Below are 19499 nucleotides of genomic sequence, written 5' to 3' on the forward strand. Positions count from 1 at the left end.
GCGGGGACGGGGTCCGCCGCGGACGCCCGGCAGGTAGGCGGGCGTCCGGCGGACAGGGGAGTGGCGTCCGACGGGCATCAGGCGCCGGAGGAGACATCAGAGGGATTCGGTGTCGATCCAGCCGGTGACGATCTGGTCGAGGACGCCGAGCGGGACGGCGCCGTTGCCGAGAACCGCGCCGTGGAAGCCGCGGATGTCGAACCGGGCGCCGAGCCGGTCCTCGGCCACCGCGCGCAGGCGGCGGATCTCGCGACGGCCGATCATGTATGCCAGTGCCTGACCGGGCCACGAGATGTAACGGTCGATCTCATTGCGGACGTTGGCGCGCGTGGTCGCGGTGTTGTCCCACATGAACTCCATGGCCTGCTGCCGCGACCAGCCCAGGTGGTGCATGCCGGTGTCGACCACCAGCCGGCAGGCCCGCAGCGCGTCGAACGAGAGCATTCCCAGCCGGGAGATGTCCGAGGTGTACAGCCCCATCTCGTCGGCCAGGCGTTCGCTGTACAGGCCCCAGCCCTCGACGTAGCCGCACACCTCGGCGTCGAGGAAGCGCCGGTAGTCGGGCAGATCCGTCAGCGTCTGCGCGGAGGCGATCTGGAGATGGTGGCCGGGTGTGCTCTCGTGGAAGGCCAGCGCCTCGTACTCGTAGACGAACCGCTCCTGCGGGTCGGTCGTGAGCACGCAGTGCGCGCCGGGACGGGATCCGTCGCCCGCCGGTGGCCGGTAGTGCGCGAGCGCCGCGTTGCCCGCCTCGATCGGGTTGATCTCCTCGATGACGCAGTCGGCGATGTCGTACGCGGGGAACCACCGGTCGCGGATCTCCTCCGCGCGGCGCAGCGCGTCGGCGACCGTGTCGACGATCTGCGAGCCGTCGGCGAACCGCAGCGAACGATCGTCCCGCAGCCGGGACATGACCTCGGCCACGTCGCTCGTGCCGAGTGCCCGGCCGCCCAGCTCGGCCCACTCCTGCCGCAGGTCCGCGAGGCAGTCCAGGCCTATCTGGTGGATCTCCTCCGGGCTGAGATCGGTGGTGGTGTGCCGCCGCACCGCGTCGCGGTACCCTTCCTCGCCACCCGGGACGAACCGGATGCCGACCCGGTCGTCGTCACGGGCCACGGGCAGCAGTTCGTCCTCGATGCCGGAGAGCAGGCGCCGCAGGGCGGGGCGGACGGACTCGGTGACGATTTCGGACGCGCGGGCCCTGACCCGGTCGTGGTCGACGCCTTCCGGCAGCCGCGGGCTGAGCAGGGTGTCGTCGGCCAGGCTCAGCGACAGGTGCCCGGTGAGCTGGTCGATCGCCTGTCCGACCCCGACGCGGGTCGGGATCCGCCCGTCCGCCTTGGCCGCCCGGTAGCGGTCGAGGACCGCGTCGAGGAACGGGGGCAGCGCGGTCAGGCGCTGGATGTACTGCTCGACGGCCGCCGCGTCGGTGAGGGAGACGGCGGGGACCGACATGAACATCATGGCCTGCGGCGCGGAGTAGCCGTCGGCGGACGCTCCCGTCTCCCACAGCGCGTGCTCCAGATCGGACCGTACGCCCCAGGCGAGGCGGCCGAGCACCGCGTGGTTGATCCGGTCGGCCGGGTTCAGGCCGTCGGGGTCGATGGCCTGGAGCCGCCGTTCGATGTCGGAGATCTTCGCGGCGTCGGCGCCGGAGCCGGCCCGGCTGGGGTCGGGCACCAGCCCGTCGAAGCCCGAGACGCCGAGCATGGTGGCGCTGAACGGGTCGGCCGTGTGCTTGACCTGGAAGAACTCGGCGCTTAGCTGGGCGAGCTGTTCGTTCGGCTCGGTGGTCGCCTGAGCCGAGGTCTGGTCGTCAACGGACATCGGTCCTCTTTCTTGTCATCAATAGGCCCAGATCTGCTCGAGTGCCCGCAGGATGTTGCCGCCCAGTACGGCGGCGATCTCGCTGTCGGAGAACCCTTCCCGCACCAGCCATCCGCAGATGTTGGCGAAGTTCTCGGTCGGGTTCTCCAGCCCGTCCACGTACTCCACCTTTTCGAAGGAGGGACCCCCGGGGGCGGCGGCTCCCACCTTGAGCAGGTGCCCGAAGACGGTGTGCAGGCCGACGTGGTCGCCGTAGAGGGTGTCGGGTCCGAACGCGACGTGCTCGATGCCGACCAGGTCCAGGCAGTACCGGAAGTGGTCCATCACCGACAGGATGCTGTGCCGGGGATGGGCGTGGGACAGCGTCGTGTGCGGCGCCGCGGACATGCCGATCACCCCGCCCGTCTCGGCCACGGCGCGCAGGACGTCGTCGGACTTCATCCGCGGCGTGTCCCAGACCGCACGCGCTCCGGCGTGCGTCATGAAGACGGGGCGCTCGCTGACGGAGCAGGTGTCGATGCCGGTCCGGTCGGAGGAGTGCGAGATGTCGACGGCCAGGCCCAGCTTGTTCATCCGGGCGACCGCACGCCTGCCGAAGTCGGTCAGGCCGCCGTCGACGGTCTCGTTCAGGCCGCTGCCGAGCGCGTTCGAGTCGGAGTAGGCGATGCCGATCTGCCGCAGGCCGAGGCCGTACAGCACGTCGAGCCGGTCGATCTCGTTCTCGATCGGCGTCGCGGCCTCCAGGCCGAACAGCAGCCCCACCTTGCCCGCCCGGTGGGCGTCGTGGATGTCGGCCAGCGTCCGGATCACGACGACGTCGCTCTGGTGCGCGATGTCGGCCTGCCGCATGCCGAGGTCGGTGATGATGTCCAGCCACCGCCACGGCGCGTTGCCGGTGACGCAGGCGGTGCCGTCCATCATGTTGTCGAACACCACGGTCATGCCGGAGGCGGCGAGCCCGGCGAACGCCGTGTGCTGGCGTCCCGTCCGGTTGTACTCCGGGGTCTGCCGCATGTCGTCGGGGAACCGCACCGGGTGGTCGTGCAGGCTGATGACGACGCTGTCGCGCAGCAGCCGCTCCGCCCGCGACCGGTCGTCCACGCCGAGCCCGCCGGCGTACGGCGGGACGCGGTCGAACTCCGGGGCCAGCTCGAAAACGGGAAGGTCGACGCCCGGGGTGAGGTACCCGTAGGACCGGTACGGCTCGCCGGTCATCACGCGGACCCGCCGCCGCGGACCGGAGCCAGCCGGTGCGGTCCTTCGGCGAGCAGCCGCCACAGCTGTTCCCAGGCCCGCATGCCTTCGCGCAGGCGGGAGACGCGCATGAACTCGTTCGGCGCGTGCAGGTTCTCGTCCGCCGTGGAGAAGGAGAAGAAGAGCGTCTTGGCGCCCAGCACCTCCTCGAACAGCGCCGTGGCCGGCAGCGTCCCGGCGATGACCGCCAGCAGGACGTCCTGTCCCGGGTAGACGTGTCCGAGTGCCGCGCTCGCCGCCCGGATCGCCGGGTGGTCGGCGGGGATCGTGTAGGCGGGCACGCCGGCCTCGTCGGGGCGCACCGTGACGCGGACGCCGGGGATCTTCTGCGCGAGCACATGGTCGGTGATCGCCGCCAGCACCCGTTCCGGGCGCTGGCCCGGGACCAGCCGGCAGGAGATGTGACCGGTCGCGACGTGCGGGATGACCGTGTACTTGCCACCGGCCCGGATCCCGTTGATCTCGAGCGTGGGACGCTCCCACAGCCGTTCCAGCGTGCTGTAGCCGGCTTCGCCGAAGACCTCGTCGAGGCCGAGGCCCTCCCGGTAGTGGTCCTCGTCGAAGGGCACCGCCGCGATGTCGGCGCGGCGCTCGTCGCTCAGCTCGGGGATCCCGTCGTAGAAGCCCTCGGGCGCGACCCGCCCGTCGGCCGTGTGCAGTCCGGCCAGGATCTCGCTCAGGGCGTGCACGGGGTTGGCCACCGTACCGCCGAACCGTCCGGAGTGCAGGTCCGCGTCCGCCCCGGTGACCTCGATGTCCAGCGTCACCAGGCCCTTGGAGGCGATCGACAGCGACGGCTCGCTCGGGCGCCACATGGCTCCGTCGGCGGAGATCACCAGGTCGGCCGCGAGTTCGTCCGCGTGCTCACGCACGTAGGCCGGGAGGTGGGGGCTGCCGATCTCCTCCTCGCCCTCCAGGAGGAACTTGATGTTCAGCGGCAGCGCGCCCTCCTGCTCGATGAACGCCTGCGCCACCTTGAGCACGATGAAGACCGGGCCCTTGTCGTCGGTGACCCCGCGCCCACGGATCACGTCGCCGTCGACGACGAGCTCGAAGGGCGGCGTGTTCCACTCGGCGAGGTCCCCCGTCGGCTGCACGTCGTAGTGGCCGTAGACGAGGATCGTGGGAGCGCCGGGCGCCCCGAGCCACTCGCCCCGTACCAGCGGGTGACCCTCCGTCGCGACGACGCGGGCGTCGGCGAAGGACAGCTGGGCCGCGAGCCATTCGGCGGCGGTCCGCATGGTTTCCTCGGTCGCGTCCCGGCTCACGCTGGGCACCGCGACGTACCCGGCGAGCTCTTCGAGGTATTCGGCGTCGGTCGCATTAAAAGAGAGCATGTCCGCCATCAATCGAGAGAGTCTGACCGGTGATCCAGGATGAGGCCTCGGAGACGAAGAACCGGACACCGTGGGCGATGTCCTCGGCCGCGCCGAGCCGGCGTACCGCGATGCCTTCGACGAGCTCGGCCTGGCCCTGCTCGCCGTAGCTCTCCCACTGCTTGATGGTCGAGGGGTTGGACAGCACGAACCCCGGCGCGATGCAGTTGACCGTGACACCGAACCGGCCCAGCTCGTGAGCCATCTGGCGGGTGAAGCCGATCTGCCCGGCCTTCGAGCTGGCGTAGGCCTGGATGCCGGTGAGGCTGACGCTGCGGCCCGCGCCGGACGAGATGTTGACGATGCGGCCCGAGCCTCGCCGCTTCATGCCCGGCACCGCCGCCCTGGTGCACAGGAAGGTGCTGGTCAGGTTGGCCGCGACCACGGCGGCCCAGCCCTCGTCGGTGATCTCCTCGATCGGGTGGTGCACCTGACCGACGACGCCGCCCGCGTTGTTGACCAGGATGTCGATGTCACCGATCTCGGCGAAGAAGGCGTTGACCGCGGACGAGTCGGTCACGTCCACGGTGTCCTTGTCGATGCCGTGCACCCGGATCCCGTCCGCCTCGAGTGCGGCCGCGATGGCCGACCCGATCCCGTGTGCCGTGCCGGTGACCACGGCGGTCCTGCCGTTACCTGTTGTCACTGGTCGAGCCATCCCTTCTCGAGCAGCTCGCGGACCTCGGCCACGCCGGCGTCCCAGACGATCTGCATGTCTTCATCACTGCGTTGGTAAGCCCCGCCCAGACTCCCGTCGGGAGAGAGCTCCTTCATCTCCCGCGCGGTCACGTCGTTCGCCATCGACCGTGGGATGACCGGCGCGCTGCCATCGGGGATCTCGACTCCGGCGACCCTGGTCCAGGCGAAGTTCTCCAGCCAGGAGCCGTGAAACTGGTCGTCGTCGAAGCGGGAGGCGGCCTCCGCCGTCTTCGGCGCGTTGTACCAGCTGTGGAACAGGACCTGCACCCGGTGCTCCCGCGGCCGGCAGACCCATTCGCGGATGAGGCCGGCGATGGGTGAGTTCCCCCCGTGGCCGTTGACCACCGCGATGCGCCGGAAGCCCTGGGAGGCCAGGCCGTCCAGCAGGTCGCGCATCACCTCGATGTAGGTGCTGATCCGCAGGCTCATGCTGCCCGGGTACTCGGTGAAGTACGGCGCCATGCCGAACGGCAGGACCGGCAGGACCGGCACGCCGAGTGGCTCCGCCGCCTCCACCGACACCCGCTCGGCCAGTAACGCGTCCGTTCCCAGCGAGAGGTACGCGTGCTGCTCCGTCGAGCCGATCGGAAGCACGATGCGATCGTCGCGTTGGAGATAGTCGGCGATCTGCATCCAGTTGCTGTCGAAGACCCGCACCGGTCCTCACGCTCCGTTCTGATGATTCATGCGCCGTCCGCGTCGGCGGCACGCGAAGTGAAATCCAACTCGACCCACGGAATGGTCATCCGTAAGGAGATCAGAGCCAATACTATCCATTCGACCGCTAAATGCCAGTCCGTACCTCTTCGTTGCATTTGATCACTCGATCGTCGCCGCGCGAACGGTTCTCTCCACGGCATCCGGCGCCGGAGCGTGTTCGCACTGTGGCGTTCCCCATACCGGGGACTTCGGGCCGAAGTGCGCTTTTGGCGCATCCGGCCCGGTAGCCTTCCCACCATGCCCCCACGCCGCCGCCCCGCCTCACCCAACACCTCGACCGCTCCGCTGCGAGATCTGGCCATGCCCGCGCAGTCGCCGCCGGTCCCGCTCGACGACGTGGACAGGCAGATACTCGTGTTGCTCAGCAAGGACTCCCGGCGCTCCCAGCGGGCGCTGGCCCGTGAGCTGGGGATGTCCGCTCCCGCGGTCGGGGAGCGCATCGCACGCCTGGAGCGCCTCGGTGTGATCCGTGGGTACGGCGTCCACCTGGACTGGGTCGCGGCGGGTTTCCCCATGACGGTGTATCTGACGATCACAGCCGTTCAGGGCTACCAGCAGAGGGACCTCGTCGAGAAGCTCGCCCTCATTCCCGAGCTGGAGGGGCTCGACATCGTCACCGGCGCGATCGACCTGCTCGCCCGGCTCCGGGTCCGTGATCACTTGCATCTGCGGCAGCTGCTCATGGAGCGCGTCTGGCAGATCGAGGGCGTGCAACGTACCGAGACGTCGCTGAGCCTGGTGGAGGTCGGGCCGAAGAACCTGGTGGCCGAGCTGCTGTCGGACCCCTCCGGCGACCCGGCCTGAGAGGCGGGCCGCCTCGACCCAGACCGGGAGCCGGGCCGCCTCGACCCAGACCGAGAGGCGGGCCGCACCGGCGGCCCGCCCTGAGATGTCCGGACCGGCCGGCGGTCACCCGCCGGTCATCGGTCCCTGCACGGGCCCGAAGCCTCGCCGGTAGACCATCACCGTCCGGCTGAAGGTGATGACGACCGTCCCGTCCTGATTGGTGCCCGTGGTCCGCACGGTGACGATTCCGACCTCCGGCCGGGAACGCGACTCCCGGAGCGCGAGCACCTCCGACGACGAGTAGACCGTGTCGCCCTCGAACAGGGGATTCGGCAGCCGCACCTCGTCCCAGCCCAGGTTCGCCATCACGTTGTAGGAGACGTCGTTGACCGACTGCCCGGTCACGAGCGCGATCGTGAAGGCGGAGTTGACGAGCGGCCGCCCGAACCCGGTCTGCGCCGCGTAGTGCGCGTCGAAGTGGACCCGGGCGGTGTTCTGCGTGAGCAGGGTGAACCAGATGTTGTCCGTCTGCGTGACCGTGCGCCCGAGCCCGTGCCGGTACACGTCACCGACCTCGAAGTCCTCGAAGTAACGGCCCTGCCATCCCTCGCGTACGGTCATGTCAGTCCTCCCCCTCGCGCAGTCGCCTGATGCGCTCCGCGTCGTAACCGAGCACCTCGGTGAGGACGTAGTCGGCGTCCTCGTCGCGCCGGGGACCGCGTCTGTACCGGCGCTCGTCCGAACCCACCCTCAGCGGGCTCGCCACCTGCCGCACGGTTCCGAAATAGGGGTGTTCGGTCTCGACGACCATGCCCCGGGCGATCGTGTGTGGATCCCGCAGGGCCTGCGCCACCGTGTTCACGGGCCCGCACGGCACCCCGGCCGCCCGGAGAAGGCCCAGCCAGTGCTCGCTCGTGCCGGAGGCGAACACCGCCTCCAGCTCGGCCAGCAGGGTCGCGGCGTTCTCCCTGCGGGCGGCGAAGTCACGGTATCGGGGGTCGTCCGGCCACTCCGGATGCCCGAGCGTCTCGGCGAGCCGCCGGAAGAACTTCTCCTTCGGGCAGGCCACCACCAGCCAGCCGTCCCCCGTGGGGAAGGCCTGGAAGGGAACGAGCGACGGGTGAGCCGAGTGGCGGGTCCGCTTGGGCTCGAAGTCGCCGTTGAGCTGCCAGGCGGCCGGATAGGTCAGCATCGAGATCGCCGTGTCGAACAGGCTGATGTCGCAGTCGGCGCCGACCCCGTCGCGCCGCGCGGCGTGCAGTGCGGCCAGGATCGACGCCGCCGCCACCAGCCCGCCCGAATAGTCCACCAGCGAGAGGCCGGATTTGGTGGGCGGTCCCCCGGGCTCGCCGGTGATGTCCATCCAGCCGGCCATGCCCTGCAGCACGTAGTCGTACCCGGGCTCCGCGCTGCGCGGCCCCGTCATCCCGAAGCCGCTGAGCGAGCTGCACACGATCGCGGGATTGAGGTGTTTGAGGTCGTCGTAGCGGATCCTCAGCTTGGCCGGGACGTCCCCCCTCAGGTTCGAGTGCACCACGTCGCTGACCCTCACCAGGTCCTCGAACACGGCACGGCCCTGGGGCGTGGAGATGTCGAGGCCGAGACTTCGCTTGTTGCGGTTGAACGTCTCGAAGAACAGGCTGTCCTCGCCGTGCTGTTCGGGAACCACGTACCGCCCGACGTCCCCGCCGGTCGAGGGATCCTCGATCTTGATGACCTCGGCGCCGAGGTCCGCCAGGTGCACGCTGCCGAACGGCCCGGCGCCGTACTGCTCGATCGCGATGATCCGGACATCCGACAACGGCGTCACGGCAGCACCGTCTCCCCGGGACGGCGTGCCGCCGCGATCGCCGCCACCCGTGCCATCTCGTTCCCCACGATCATCAGTCCTTCGTCGACTCCCATGCCGGGCTTGGCGAGCACCTGCCCGGCCGCGCACGCCATGGCCACATTGGCGCTGACCTGCGCCGAACGGTCCGTCTCGTTACATGTTCCCCCGCAGTACGCGACGAGACCCCGATCGCGGACCAGCAGCAGCGCCTCAATGACGTTGTTGACCCCACCGAGGTCCGGCGTCTTGACGTGGATCACGTCGGCGGCGCCCCGGTCGACGAACATCTTGATGTCCTCAAGGGTGTTGCACCACTCGTCGACGGCGATCTTCACCTGCGAGCCCGTCCGCCGGAGGGCGGCCCGGAGCCGCACGTAGGTCTCGATCTGGGCCTCCCGGCCCCCGGCGTCGATCGGATGCTCGACGACCAGCTCGTACGGGCCGGCGACCTCTCCGAGACGGGCGAGGTAACCGGCGACCGCGTCGACGTCACCGCCGAAGACCAGCCCCACGGTGCCGTAGGTGTCGAAATGCAGCCTGGGGACGTACGCGCTGTCGGGGCGCAACCGGCCGATCCTGTCCACCAGCCACCGCAGATAGTCCTCGAGAAGCTCTCCCCGGTCTCCCAGCTTGGCCTCGTTGTTGAACAGGCCGTGCGGCAGCACGTCCACCTGTTTGAGGATCATCTTCTCCGCGTTGCCGTACCGGTCGTCGCCGGTCTGCGCGAACATCGGCACCGGCTTGAGGTCCGCGCCGGTCGAGTACTCGTCCCGTACGACCTCGGCCATCGTGAGCCGCCGGCTCTGCGCGACCGCGTCGAGCACCGCCTGGGTCACGCCGTACCGGATGGCCGTGTGCAGCGGGCCGGAGGCGCCGTGGCAGGCATCCACCCGCCCGGCCAGCTCGCGGAACGAGCCGAGCTCGGCGCCGACCAGCAACGGCCTCAGGTGTTCCTCGACGTCCCGGCGGGCCGCCTCCGCGCTGAAGAGCGGGTCGCGACCGCCGGCGCCGCTGTACTGCACGGCGGCGCAGTCACCGTGGGCGACCGAGCCGTCTTCGAGCAGCAGCAGCACCGACAGCGCCTCGCCGGCCTGCCGGATCGCGGAGAAGCCCGGCGTGATCGGGATGCCCGAGTAGGCGAAGCCGTCGTGTTCGGCACCGGCCCTGATGGCCGCCTGGTCGTCGGCGAAGAATCCGGTGCGGACCGGCTGGGTGAGGACTTCGACGATTCTCATTCGACGAGGCCCCTGCACAGCAGGACGACGGTGATGAACGTCTGATAGACCCGCAGCGGATCGTCGCCGGTGATGCTCGCCGAGAGGTCACCGGTCCGCTCGACCCCGGCGATCCTGCACGCCAGCTCGCAGTAGTCGCTGCTGCGGAAGGAGATGCCCAGGGTGACGGGGAGGCCGATGGCCGTCTGCCTCGCGGTGGGGAGATCCTCGATGGCGGACCGGGCCTGCTCACGGATCAGGTCCCTGGCCTCCGCCGGGTGCAGCGATTCCGCGGAGAACCGGGAGATCGACCTCTTCACGACCGCGGCCTTGATCCCCGGGCAGAACCGCTCGGTCTCCTCGGCGGTCGTCGCGTCGCCGGTGACCAGCACGATCGGCACCTGGTAGGCGGCCGACACCAGGGAGTTGATGCCGGCCTCGCCCGCGACGACGCCGTTGACGGTGACCTCGGCGAACGCGAGCGGGAAGTAGGTGTGCGACAGAACCGAGCCCTTGCTGCCCATCGAGCCGTGATAGGACACCAGGAAGATCGCGTCGAAGCTCGCGTCGAGCCCCTGCATCATGTACATCGGCTTGTACCGGCCGGACAGATAACCGGCCCGCCCGGCGAGCGCGTCCGGTTTCAGGTTGGCCATCTTCGAATGCGAGTCGTTGACCAGGAACTCGGTGGCGCCGGCCTGCATCGCGCCTTCGATGGCGGCGTTGATCTCACCGGTCAGCAGCTCGGTGTAGTACGGGTACTGTGCCCCTCCGGCGACGCACTGGTCCCAGTCGACGACGCCGGCGGTGCCCTCCATGTCGGAGGAGATGTAGATCTTCACAGCATGCTCCTCGGGTGGAACTCGGGCTCGGTGGAGGACTCGGTCATCACCACGTAGACGGAACCGGTCTGGCCCGCCGCCGCGCCGTGCCGCCCGTCCGGGGTGAGGGCCAGGCAGCGCAGTTCGGCGCGGTATTCGTCCGGCAGGGTCGCCGCGTCGGCCAGCATCGCCAGGCACGCCTCCGAGGGATCGAGCCCGCGAGCCAGGTCGGCGACGATGCCGCGGGCTCCGAGGGCGCGCATGCTCAGCTCCCCGCGGCCGGTGCAGGCCGCTCCGCCGTACCGCACGTCGGCGTAGTTTCCGGCGCCGGGGAGGGCCGAGTCTCCCACTCTTCCCGGATATTTCCATGGATAGCCGCTGGTGGACACGCCCACGACCAGTTCACCCGAGGAGTCCAGCGCCAGGATGTTGATGGTCCCCCACGGTCCGTCATGCGGCGCGAGGCGGTTGACCAGGTCCAGCGCGGTCTTCCTGTACAGCTCGTCGCCGGCCTGGGCCGCGGTTCGCTCACCCTCGACGGACTCGTCCGACGGTTGCAGAGCCGCCAGGAAGAGCTTCCTGGACTCCTCCGTCAGCAGTTCCGCCCGTTCGAACCCGTTCTCCTCGGCGAACAGCTCGGCGCCCGGGCCGACGAGCAGGCTGTGCTGCGGCAGCCGCTCCAGCACGGCCCGTGCGATCGAGATGGGATTGGGAAACCCCTTCACCGCTCCCACCGCGCCGAAGGCCCTGCTCGAACCGATCATCAGTGACGCGTCGAGTTCCACCACGCCCTGCGCGTTCGGCAGTCCGCCGGTCCCGACGTAGTGGTCGTCCAGGTTGTCCTCGCATCGTCGCAAACCGGCCTCGACGGCGTCCAGGGCGGAACCCCCGCGGGCGAGGATCTCCATCGCCGCTGGAAGACCCGCCTCGCTCCGCTCGCTGCCGATGACGATGGCGCCGCTCACGCGACCACTCCTTTGCGTCCGGCCACGTGGACACACGCGGCCGACCGGCCGCTGTCACGTGGGTCGATTATCAGGGACGGCTCGACGGCGCACGCGGCGACGACGGCCGGACAACGGTCGGCGTAGCGGCACGGACTGGTTCCGCCGCGTGCCGCCGACTCGGCGATCTCCGCCAGTACCGGGTTCTCGCCGGCCTTCTCGGCGCCGCTCTCGGCGGCGGCCGCCGCCACGTCCGTCACGGCGTCGCCCGCTCCGGCGAGCCTCGGGACCGAGCCGATGAGCAGCTTGGTGTACGGATGGACGGGGTCGTCGAAAAGGGTCTCGGTCTCACCGGTCTCGACGATGCGGCCCCGGTACATCACCGCGGTCCGGTCGCTGATCTGCCGTACGACCGCCATGTTGTGCGAGACGAAGATGACCGACAGGTGGAGCGTCTCCTGGAGATCGGTGAGCAGGTTGATGATGTTGGCCTGCACCGAGACGTCGAGGGCCGACACCGGTTCGTCGGCGATCAGCACCGTCGGCTCCAGCGCCAGCGCGCGGGCGATGCCCACCCGCTGCCGCTGCCCGCCGGAGAACTGCCGCGGCCGCTGCTTCAGGGCCCGCTCGGGCAGGCCGACCAGGTGCATCAGCTCCCGGTTGCGCTCGTCCACCTTGTTCCGCGGGACCAGTTTGTGGAACTTGAGCAACTCCGACAGCGTCTGCTCGACGGTCATCCGGGGGTTGAGCGAGCTGAACGGATCCTGGAACACCATCTGTATGGCGAGCCGCTGGGCCCGGGTCCGCTTCGCCTGCACGAGTTCGCCGTCGTAGCGGATCGTGCCGGCGGTGGGACTGTACAGACCGACGAGAGAGCGGGCCAGAGTGGACTTGCCACAGCCTGACTCGCCGACCAGCCCGAGCGTCTCCCCCTTGTGCAGAACGAGGTCCACACCGTCGACGGCGCGGTTCACCACCGGCTTCTTGCCGAAGAGCCGGTCGGTGACCGATACGGGAGGGGTGAAGTGCCTGGCCAGGCCTTCGACTGAGAGGATCTCGTTTCCCGCCATCACTGCTGCCCCACCGTTTCCTCCGAGACCATCTCGGTCCAGCGCTCCGCGGTGTCGACACGCAGGCACGCGCTCTTGCGGATCACCGTGCCGGACGCCGATCCGACGGGTACCAGCGCCGGTTCCTCCCGGCGGCAGCGCTCTTCCACGAACGGGCACCGGGCGGCGAAGGAACATCCGACGAGGGCGTCGGTGAGGTCGGGCGGCTGCCCGTGGATGGTCAGCAACCGGGCGACCCGGCGGTCCGGATCGGGCACCGAGCGCAGCAACGAGAACGTGTACGGGTGCTTGGGCTCGGCGATCAGGTCGAGCAGGGTGCCCGACTCCACGACCTTGCCCGCGTACATGACATAGAGCCGCGAACAGGTCTGGCTGACCACGGCGAGATCATGACTTACCAGCAGAAGCCCGACGTTTTCCTCTTGTTTGAGCCGGCGCAGCACCCCGAGGACCTGAGCCTGGATCGTCACGTCGAGCGCGGTGGTCGGCTCGTCGGCGAGGATCAGCCGCGGCTTGGTGGACAGCGCGATCGCGATGCAGATCCGCTGGCGCATCCCGCCGGACAGCTCGTGGGGATAGAGCTGGTAACGGCGCTCGGGGTCGGGGATTCCGACCTCCGCCATGAGGTCGATCGCGACGGCCTTCGCCTCGCTGCGCGACTTGCCCAGCTTGCGCAGGGGCGCCTCGGCGATCTGGTCGCCGACGCGCATGACCGGGTTCAGCGCGGTCAGGGCGTCCTGGAAGACCATGCTCATGGTCTCGGTCAGCCGGGTGTGCAGCTGCTTGGCCGGCAACCCGGTGACGTCCTCGCCGTCGATGAGCACGCTTCCGGAGACGATCCTGGCCGGACGCGGCAGCAGTCCGAGCAGCGCGCGCAGCGTCAGGCTCTTGCCCGAGCCCGATTCACCGACCAGTCCGACCGACTCCGCGACGCCGACCGAGAGCGACACCCCGCGGACCGCGTGCAACCGCCCATGCGGCATCGGGATGTCCACGTGCAGGTCGCGGACCTCTAGCAATGGCGCCGTCATTTGTTCGCCTTCTCCACGATGCCGTCCGCGATCAGCGCCAGTGCCAGGCCGGTGATAACGACCGCCAAGCCGGGAATCGTAGACATGTACCACTTATCCAAGATGAACTGCTGACCTTCCTGGATCATCGTTCCCCAGTCGGGCGTGGGTGGCGGTACACCGAGGCCGAGGAAACCTAGGGTCACGATCGCCAGCAGGGTCAGCACGATGTCGCTCATCGAGAAGACGAACGCCTGCAGGACGACGTTGGGCAGCAGGTGCCGCAGCAGGATCCGCCACGTCGGCAGGCCGCTGGCCCTGGCCGCCATCGCGTACTCCTGCTCTTTGGCGAGCAGCACCTGGCCGCGCACGATGCGGCAGTACGCCACCCAGCCGACAAGCGTGATCGCCGTGTAGATGCTCGTCGTCCCGGGGCCCATCGCGAACACCAGCGCGATCACCAGCACCAGGAAGGGGAAAGCGATCACCATGTCGACGACGCGGCTGATGACGGCGTCGACCCAGCCGCCGAACCATCCCGCGATCAGGCCGAGCAGGCTGCCGATCACGAACGGTGAGATGACCGCCAGCACGCCGACCTTGAGGTCGACGCGCGCGCCGTAGAGCAGCCTGGAGAACACGTCGCGCCCGAACGCGTCGGTGCCGAGGATGTGATCTTTCGCACCGGGCGGGAGGAACGCGTCCGTGAGGTTCTGCTGGATCGGGTCGTAGCTCGTCAGCAGAGGCGCGCAGACCGCGCACAGCACGATGAGGGCGAACAGCACCAGGCCCGCCACCAGGGGAACGTTCCATCGCCCGCGCTTGCGCCGGGGCGTACCGGTGACCGCCGGCAGAGCGGGACCGACACTCGTCGCCGCGCTCATGTGAGCTTGACCCGGGGGTCGAGAGCGGCGTGCGTCACGTCGGTCAAAAGGTTCACGACCACAACCATGATCGCGAAAGTAAGCGTGATTCCCTGCACGGTGGGGAAATCCCTTCCGAGAATGGAATTGATCATCTGCTGTCCGATACCGGGCAGCGAGAAGACGCGTTCGACCACGAGCGTCGATCCGGTGAGATAGGCGATGTTCACGCCGAGCACCGTGACCGACGAGACCGCGGCGTTGCGCAGGGCGTGACCGAGCACCACGCGCACGGTGCTGATCCCCTTGGCACGCGCCGTCACGATGTAGTCGCTGCTCAACACGTCGATCATGCTGGCCCGCAGGCTGCGGATCAGGATCGGCGAGAGGGTCAGGGCGATCGTGATACCCGGCAGCACGATCCCGCGCAGGTGGTCGACGATGCTGACGCCGTATCCGGCGACCGGGAGCCAGCCCAGTTTCAGCCCGAAGACCAGGATCAGCATGATGCCGAGCCAGAACGCCGGCAGCCCCAGGCCCACGACCGGCACCGCACGGATGATGTTGTCGATGATCCCGTTGCGCCGCGCCGCGGCCAGGACGGCCAGCGGCACGGCGATCAGGAGCGTGAAGAAGGTGCCCGCCACCAGCAGCCAGATCGTCACCGGCAGGCTGACCTTGATCAGATCCACGGTCGAGCTGTTGTAGACGTAGGAGTAACCGAGGTTGCCCTGGAACAGGTGCCCGAGAAACGTCAGGTACTGCTTCCACACCGGCTCGGTGAGCCCCAGCTGGCTGCGCAGTTCGGCGATCGAGGCCGGGGTGGCGTGCGACCCGAGCAACGTGGCCGCCGGATCCCCTGGTATCAGGCGGATGAGGAAGAACACGATGAACGAGATCCCCAGGAGCACGGGGATCAGGGACACCAGCCGTTTGAGAATGTAGACCAGATACTTCATCGACTCTGCCGCTTCGTGTGTTCGGTCGCCGTTCTCCGGATCAGAGCGAGACGTCTTCCATGTGGTACGAGCCCGTGGGCAGGACCTTGAAGCCCTTCACGTCGCTGGTGGTCGCGTACGGGAACGGCGTGTAGAACAGGAACGACATGAACGCGGACTCGGCGGCCTTCGTCTGGAGCTCGCTGTACAGCGCCTGGCGCTTGGTCTTGTCGAACTCCTTCTGCGCCTTGTGCACCAGTTCGATGATCTCCTTGTCGTCGAAACCGGTGTTGAAGGAGTGCCCGCCCGTCGTCGGGTCGAGCGCGTACTGCACCAGCTCGTCGGGGTCGGCGAGGTCCATCGTCCAGTACGAGTGCGCGATCTCGTACTGGAGCTTGCCCGTCATGTCGTGCTGCGCGCTCGGGTCCACGTTCTGGATGTTCATGGTGATGCCGAGCTCTTTCAGGGACGCCTGGACGATCTGCGCGATCGACGCGTCCACCGCGTCACCGGACATGGCCAGCCAGGTGGTGGTGAAGCCCTGCGGCACGCTCGACTGGGCCAGCTCCTCCTTGGCCTTGGCCATGTCGTACTGCAGGCCCGGGGAGTTCTTGTCGTAGTACGGCGTGGACGGCATCATGAACGAGTTCGCCACGGTGCCGTTGCCGAACAGGACGCTCTTGACCAGCGCTTCCCGGTCGATGGCGTAGGAGATGGCGCGGCGCACGTGCACGTCGTCGAACGGCTTCTTGGTGTTGTTCACCATGATGTAGTCCGTCCTGGTGGACGGGAACAGCTCGACCTTCAGGTTGGGCGTGCTCTTGAGCTGGGAGAGGCTGGAGAACGGCGGAGCCTCGTTGATGTGCGCCTGTCCGCCCTGCAGCTGGATCGCGCGGGCGTTGCTGTCCGCGACCACCTTCCAGGTGACCGAGTCCAGGTACGGCTTGCCCGCCTGCCAGTAGGACGGGTTCTTCTTCAGGGTGAGCGAGTTGCCCTTCTGCCAGGTGCCCCACATGAACGGGCCGGTCGCGATCGGGGCGGCGTAGAACTCGTCCTTGCTCTTGCCCGCGTAGTCCTTGGGGATGATGCCGTTGTTCGGGCAGCTCAGGTCGGCCAGCAGCGGCGCCCACGGGTACTTGGTGGTCACCACGACGGTGTAGTCGTCCGGCGTGGTGATCTCCTTGATCGCGGAGTTGATGAACTCCCAGCCGCCCTTGGTCTTGCTCGACTCGTCGATGGAGAACTTCACATCGGCCGAGGTCATCGGCTGGCCGTTGTGGAACTTGACGTCCTTCCTGAGCTTCAGCGTGCAGGAGAGGTTGTCCGGCGACATCTCGTAGCTCTCCGCGAGCCAGGGCTTCACCCCCTGGCCGTCGTCCGTCATGGCCACCAGCGGCTCGTAGATCTGGTTGTAGGTCCAGATCGAGCCGTTGCTGAACACGGTCGTCTTGTCCATGTTCACCGCGTCGTGGTCGCGGACGATGATGAGGTCGCCTCCCTTCTTGGCCGCCCCTCCCGGGGAGGCGGCCTGCGTGGAGGTCGAGTCGGCCCCGCAGGCTGCCAGCAGCGGCGCGGCGGAGAAAGCTCCCACTCCGAGGGCGCTCAGCTGAAGCAGCCGGCGCCTGCTGATCGCGGGGACCCTGAGGCCGTCGGGGATTTGCGAGGCCGGGTTCAACGCGTCATGGCTCTGGTCAGACATGCCTATCCTTTGGGTTTCGCGGTCGTGCTATGTAGGTCAGACGGTTCGGAGAGGCCCGAGGGGATCCGCTCAGAAGCGCGGATCGGTCCGGCTGTGACGCATTCGAGCATCGCTACGTTTCGCAAAGGTTACGTGCAGATAAGCTGTCATACGTAAGGTCGCCGTCCCGAGTTCACCAGCAGATGCAGACTAGAGCATTCAAATCGGTTCAGGTAGTGTCCGACGGCAAAGCTACCCAAGTGCTACCAAACCAGGCGGATCTCCCATGCAATTGACCATCATCGGTGCGGGCGCGATCGGCGGCACGATCGGCGCCCATCTGATCCGCGCCGGCCACGACGTGCTGCTCTGTGACGCCGACCCGGCGCACGTCGAGGCGATCAACCGAGAAGGACTGACCATCGAGGGGCCGGTCGAGAACTTCACCGTGGCCGCGCGGGCGGTCACCCCCGAGAATCTGCCGGACCGCCTGGACCGGGTCGCGATCGCCGTCAAGAGCCACCACACCGCCCAGGCCGCCGAACTCGTCCGTGACCGGCTGGCCCCCGACGGTTACCTGGTCAGCTTCCAGAACGGCCTGACCGCCGACACGCTCTCGGCCGCGGTCGGCACCCACCGGCTCCTCGTGAGCTTCGTGAACTTCGGCGCGGACGTGCTGGCCCCCGGGCGCATCATGCAGGGCAACATCGGCACGTTCCGTGTCGGCGAGGCGACCGGCGGTGAGATCACACCGCGGGTACGCGAACTCGTCGAGGCCCTCCCCTACGCCGTGGCCACCGACAACATCATGGGATTCCTCTGGGGCAAGGAGGCCTACGGCGCGATGCTCTACGCCGGCGCGGTCTCCGACCTGTCGATCGCCGACTCCCTGGAGGCGCCGGAGTGGCGTCCGCTCATGCTCGGCATCGCCAGGGAGGTGCTCGCACAGTCACCGGTGAAGCCGGAGGGATTCGACGGTTTCGAACCCGACGACCTCGAGGGCTCGCTCGCCCGGCTGGTCACCTTCAACCGGAACAGCGCCAAGTCCCACAGCGGCATCTACCGCGACCTGATGGTCCGCAAGCGCAAGACCGAGGTCGACGACCTGCTGAACGATCTCGCGGGCCCGCTGACGACGTACACGGGCGAGATCATCAAGGCGATCGAGCGGGGTGAGCGCACCTGTGAGGTGGCCAACCTGGAACTGCTCGCCGCCTACGAACGATCCGAACGGCTCGGCCGGCCGCTGAACGCCGTGGTCACGCTGTTCCACGCGCCCCTGCGCGCGCCCGGCGGGCCGCTGCACGGCGTGCAGATCGCGGTCAAGGACCTGATCGACATCGCCGGCCACCCGAGCGGCAGCGGCAATCCCCATGCGATGAGCGCCGAACCGGCCACGGCCGACGCCCCGATCATCGCGACGCTGCGCGCCACCGGGGCGGACGTCTTCGCGGCCACGTCGCTGCTCGAGTACGCGGCCGGCGCGACCCACCCGGACGTGCCCGAGGCGATGAACCCCTACAACCCCAAGCGAACCGCCGGCGGGTCCAGCGGCGGCTCGGCCGCCCTGGTCGGCGTCGGCGCCTGCGCGGTCGCCCTCGGCACGGACACCGGCGGCTCGATCCGGATCCCGGCGCACTACTGCGCCACCGTCGGGTTCAAGCCGAGCTACGGCGCGCTGCCCCTGGACGGTGTCCAGGCGCTCTCACCGACGCTTGACCATGTGGGCCTCCTCGCCCGCGACGTCCGGATCACGACCGAGGTCTTCTCGGCCCTGACGGGCACCGCACCGGAGACCGAGAGCCGTACGGCGCTGCGGATCGGCGTCCTCCCCGGTCAGCTCGAACGCGCCGAGGTCGAGCCGGACGTGGCGACCGCGGTGCGCGACGCGATCGGCGCGCTGCGCGACGCCGGCTGTTCGATCGTCGAGGTCGACGGCTCCGCCTTCGACGAGCTGGAGAAGACGTTCTCCGACATCCTGCTGTTCGAGGCCTGGCAGGTCCACGGCGAGCGGGCGACGGCCGATCCCGGCCACTACGGCCCGGAGACCCTGCGACTGGTGCGTTCCGCCGCCGAGGTGAGCGAGGCCGACTACCGCGAGGCCCTTGCCACGCGGGAGCGGCTGCTGCCCGTCGCGGCCGAGGTCTACGCCGGGATCGACGTCCTGCTGACTCCCGCCGCGCCCTTCGTCGCGCCGGTCACCACGCCCCCGGTCGACACTCCGGAGGGCGCCGCGGAGGGACTGTTCACCGGCGTCCTGAACCTCACCGGAGCACCGGCGCTGGTGCTGCCCTGCGGCTGGAGCGCGGACGGCCTTCCGATCGGGCTTCAGCTGTCGTCCCCGCTCGGCACCGACATGGGACTGCTCGCCGCGGCCCGGTACGTGGAGTCGACGCTGGACGTCGAGGCCCGCACCCCCGCCGTGCACTGACCCGCTCCCCGCCTCTCACCCCCCGCCCCACTCCCCC

17 protein-coding genes are annotated in these 19499 nt (G+C 68.8%); 2 read left to right on the top strand and 15 right to left on the bottom strand.

Annotated elements, in window-relative coordinates:
- Positions 1 to 96 precede the first annotated feature (96 nt).
- The 5 genes from J2853_RS20205 to J2853_RS20225 are packed head-to-tail and all read right to left on the bottom strand — an operon-like array spanning position 97 to position 5813.
- Positions 97 to 1827, bottom strand: coding sequence for a DUF885 domain-containing protein (locus J2853_RS20205; protein WP_307560179.1), 1731 nt, complete (start codon positions 1825 to 1827; stop codon positions 97 to 99).
- A gap of 18 nt (positions 1828 to 1845) precedes the next feature.
- Positions 1846 to 3042: a dipeptidase gene (locus tag J2853_RS20210; RefSeq protein ID WP_307560181.1), complete on the bottom strand. Its 1197-nt coding sequence runs from the start codon at positions 3040 to 3042 to the stop codon at positions 1846 to 1848.
- The gene (locus tag J2853_RS20215) at positions 3042 to 4418 is read right to left on the bottom strand and encodes a dipeptidase (protein ID WP_307560183.1); all 1377 of its coding nucleotides are present in this window, start codon (positions 4416 to 4418) and stop codon (positions 3042 to 3044) included. Before J2853_RS20215 ends, J2853_RS20210 begins: the two co-directional genes overlap by 1 nt.
- The gene (locus J2853_RS20220) at positions 4405 to 5103 is read right to left on the bottom strand and encodes an SDR family NAD(P)-dependent oxidoreductase (RefSeq protein ID WP_307560185.1); all 699 of its coding nucleotides are present in this window, start codon (positions 5101 to 5103) and stop codon (positions 4405 to 4407) included. The genes J2853_RS20215 and J2853_RS20220 overlap by 14 nt, the downstream gene beginning before the upstream one ends.
- Positions 5100 to 5813 (bottom strand): creatininase family protein, encoded by a 714-nt coding sequence (locus J2853_RS20225; protein ID WP_307560187.1) that lies wholly within the window; start codon positions 5811 to 5813, stop codon positions 5100 to 5102. Before J2853_RS20225 ends, J2853_RS20220 begins: the two co-directional genes overlap by 4 nt.
- Before the next feature lie 300 nt (positions 5814 to 6113).
- On the opposite strand from J2853_RS20225, the gene J2853_RS20230 reads away from it, so the two are divergent.
- Entirely contained in the window at positions 6114 to 6680 is a 567-nt protein-coding gene (locus J2853_RS20230) for an Lrp/AsnC family transcriptional regulator (protein WP_307560188.1), read from the top strand.
- Positions 6681 to 6785: 105 nt separating this feature from the next.
- Here J2853_RS20230 and J2853_RS20235 read toward each other — a convergent pair whose 3' ends face one another.
- From J2853_RS20235 to J2853_RS20280, 10 genes are all read right to left on the bottom strand, one after another.
- Positions 6786 to 7283 (bottom strand): MaoC family dehydratase, encoded by a 498-nt coding sequence (locus J2853_RS20235; protein WP_307560190.1) that lies wholly within the window; start codon positions 7281 to 7283, stop codon positions 6786 to 6788.
- A 1-nt stretch (position 7284) separates the two neighbouring features.
- On the bottom strand, positions 7285 to 8472 hold the full coding sequence (locus tag J2853_RS20240; protein ID WP_307560192.1) for a CaiB/BaiF CoA transferase family protein: 1188 nt from the start codon (positions 8470 to 8472) through the stop codon (positions 7285 to 7287).
- Positions 8469 to 9728, bottom strand: coding sequence for a methylaspartate ammonia-lyase (locus J2853_RS20245; protein ID WP_307560194.1), 1260 nt, complete (start codon positions 9726 to 9728; stop codon positions 8469 to 8471). Before J2853_RS20245 ends, J2853_RS20240 begins: the two co-directional genes overlap by 4 nt.
- Positions 9725 to 10549, bottom strand: a complete 825-nt coding sequence (locus tag J2853_RS20250) for a M55 family metallopeptidase (RefSeq protein WP_307560196.1) — start codon at positions 10547 to 10549, stop codon at positions 9725 to 9727. Before J2853_RS20250 ends, J2853_RS20245 begins: the two co-directional genes overlap by 4 nt.
- Entirely contained in the window at positions 10546 to 11493 is a 948-nt protein-coding gene (locus J2853_RS20255) for a glycosylasparaginase (RefSeq protein WP_307560198.1), read from the bottom strand. Before J2853_RS20255 ends, J2853_RS20250 begins: the two co-directional genes overlap by 4 nt.
- A complete protein-coding gene (locus J2853_RS20260) occupies positions 11490 to 12542 on the bottom strand; it encodes an ATP-binding cassette domain-containing protein (RefSeq protein ID WP_307560200.1) in 1053 nt (350 codons plus the stop codon). The genes J2853_RS20255 and J2853_RS20260 overlap by 4 nt, the downstream gene beginning before the upstream one ends.
- Positions 12542 to 13573, bottom strand: a complete 1032-nt coding sequence (locus tag J2853_RS20265; protein WP_307560202.1) for an ABC transporter ATP-binding protein — start codon at positions 13571 to 13573, stop codon at positions 12542 to 12544. Before J2853_RS20265 ends, J2853_RS20260 begins: the two co-directional genes overlap by 1 nt.
- Positions 13570 to 14349: an ABC transporter permease gene (locus J2853_RS20270; RefSeq protein WP_307560204.1), complete on the bottom strand. Its 780-nt coding sequence runs from the start codon at positions 14347 to 14349 to the stop codon at positions 13570 to 13572. The genes J2853_RS20265 and J2853_RS20270 overlap by 4 nt, the downstream gene beginning before the upstream one ends.
- A gap of 83 nt (positions 14350 to 14432) precedes the next feature.
- Positions 14433 to 15374 carry an ABC transporter permease gene (locus tag J2853_RS20275; protein WP_307560205.1) on the bottom strand — a complete coding sequence of 314 codons (942 nt, stop codon included), beginning with the start codon at positions 15372 to 15374 and terminating at the stop codon, positions 14433 to 14435.
- A 40-nt stretch (positions 15375 to 15414) separates the two neighbouring features.
- Entirely contained in the window at positions 15415 to 17052 is a 1638-nt protein-coding gene (locus J2853_RS20280; protein ID WP_307560207.1) for an ABC transporter substrate-binding protein, read from the bottom strand.
- A 265-nt stretch (positions 17053 to 17317) separates the two neighbouring features.
- Here J2853_RS20280 and J2853_RS20285 point away from each other — a divergent pair, with 265 nt between their 5' ends.
- Complete coding sequence (locus tag J2853_RS20285; RefSeq protein WP_307560209.1) at positions 17318 to 19462, top strand: amidase family protein; 2145 nt, start codon at positions 17318 to 17320, stop codon at positions 19460 to 19462.
- Positions 19463 to 19499 lie beyond the last annotated feature (37 nt).

This window comes from Streptosporangium lutulentum (assembly GCF_030811455.1).
Classification (GTDB): Bacteria; Actinomycetota; Actinomycetes; order Streptosporangiales; family Streptosporangiaceae; genus Streptosporangium; species Streptosporangium lutulentum.

Bases quoted from the DNA above. Each gene is read 5' to 3' on its own strand.
- J2853_RS20205 (WP_307560179.1), bottom strand. From the start codon at position 1,827: ATGTCCGTTGACGACCAGACCTCGGCTCAGGCGACCACCGAGCCGAAC.
- J2853_RS20210 (WP_307560181.1), bottom strand. From the start codon at position 3,042: ATGACCGGCGAGCCGTACCGGTCCTACGGGTACCTCACCCCGGGCGTC.
- J2853_RS20215 (WP_307560183.1), bottom strand. From the start codon at position 4,418: ATGCTCTCTTTTAATGCGACCGACGCCGAATACCTCGAAGAGCTCGCC.
- J2853_RS20230 (WP_307560188.1), top strand. From the start codon at position 6,114: ATGCCCCCACGCCGCCGCCCCGCCTCACCCAACACCTCGACCGCTCCG.
- J2853_RS20235 (WP_307560190.1), bottom strand. From the start codon at position 7,283: ATGACCGTACGCGAGGGATGGCAGGGCCGTTACTTCGAGGACTTCGAG.
- J2853_RS20245 (WP_307560194.1), bottom strand. From the start codon at position 9,728: ATGAGAATCGTCGAAGTCCTCACCCAGCCGGTCCGCACCGGATTCTTC.
- J2853_RS20260 (WP_307560200.1), bottom strand. From the start codon at position 12,542: ATGGCGGGAAACGAGATCCTCTCAGTCGAAGGCCTGGCCAGGCACTTC.
- J2853_RS20265 (WP_307560202.1), bottom strand. From the start codon at position 13,573: ATGACGGCGCCATTGCTAGAGGTCCGCGACCTGCACGTGGACATCCCG.
- J2853_RS20275 (WP_307560205.1), bottom strand. From the start codon at position 15,374: ATGAAGTATCTGGTCTACATTCTCAAACGGCTGGTGTCCCTGATCCCC.
- J2853_RS20280 (WP_307560207.1), bottom strand. From the start codon at position 17,052: ATGTCTGACCAGAGCCATGACGCGTTGAACCCGGCCTCGCAAATCCCC.
- J2853_RS20285 (WP_307560209.1), top strand. From the start codon at position 17,318: ATGCAATTGACCATCATCGGTGCGGGCGCGATCGGCGGCACGATCGGC.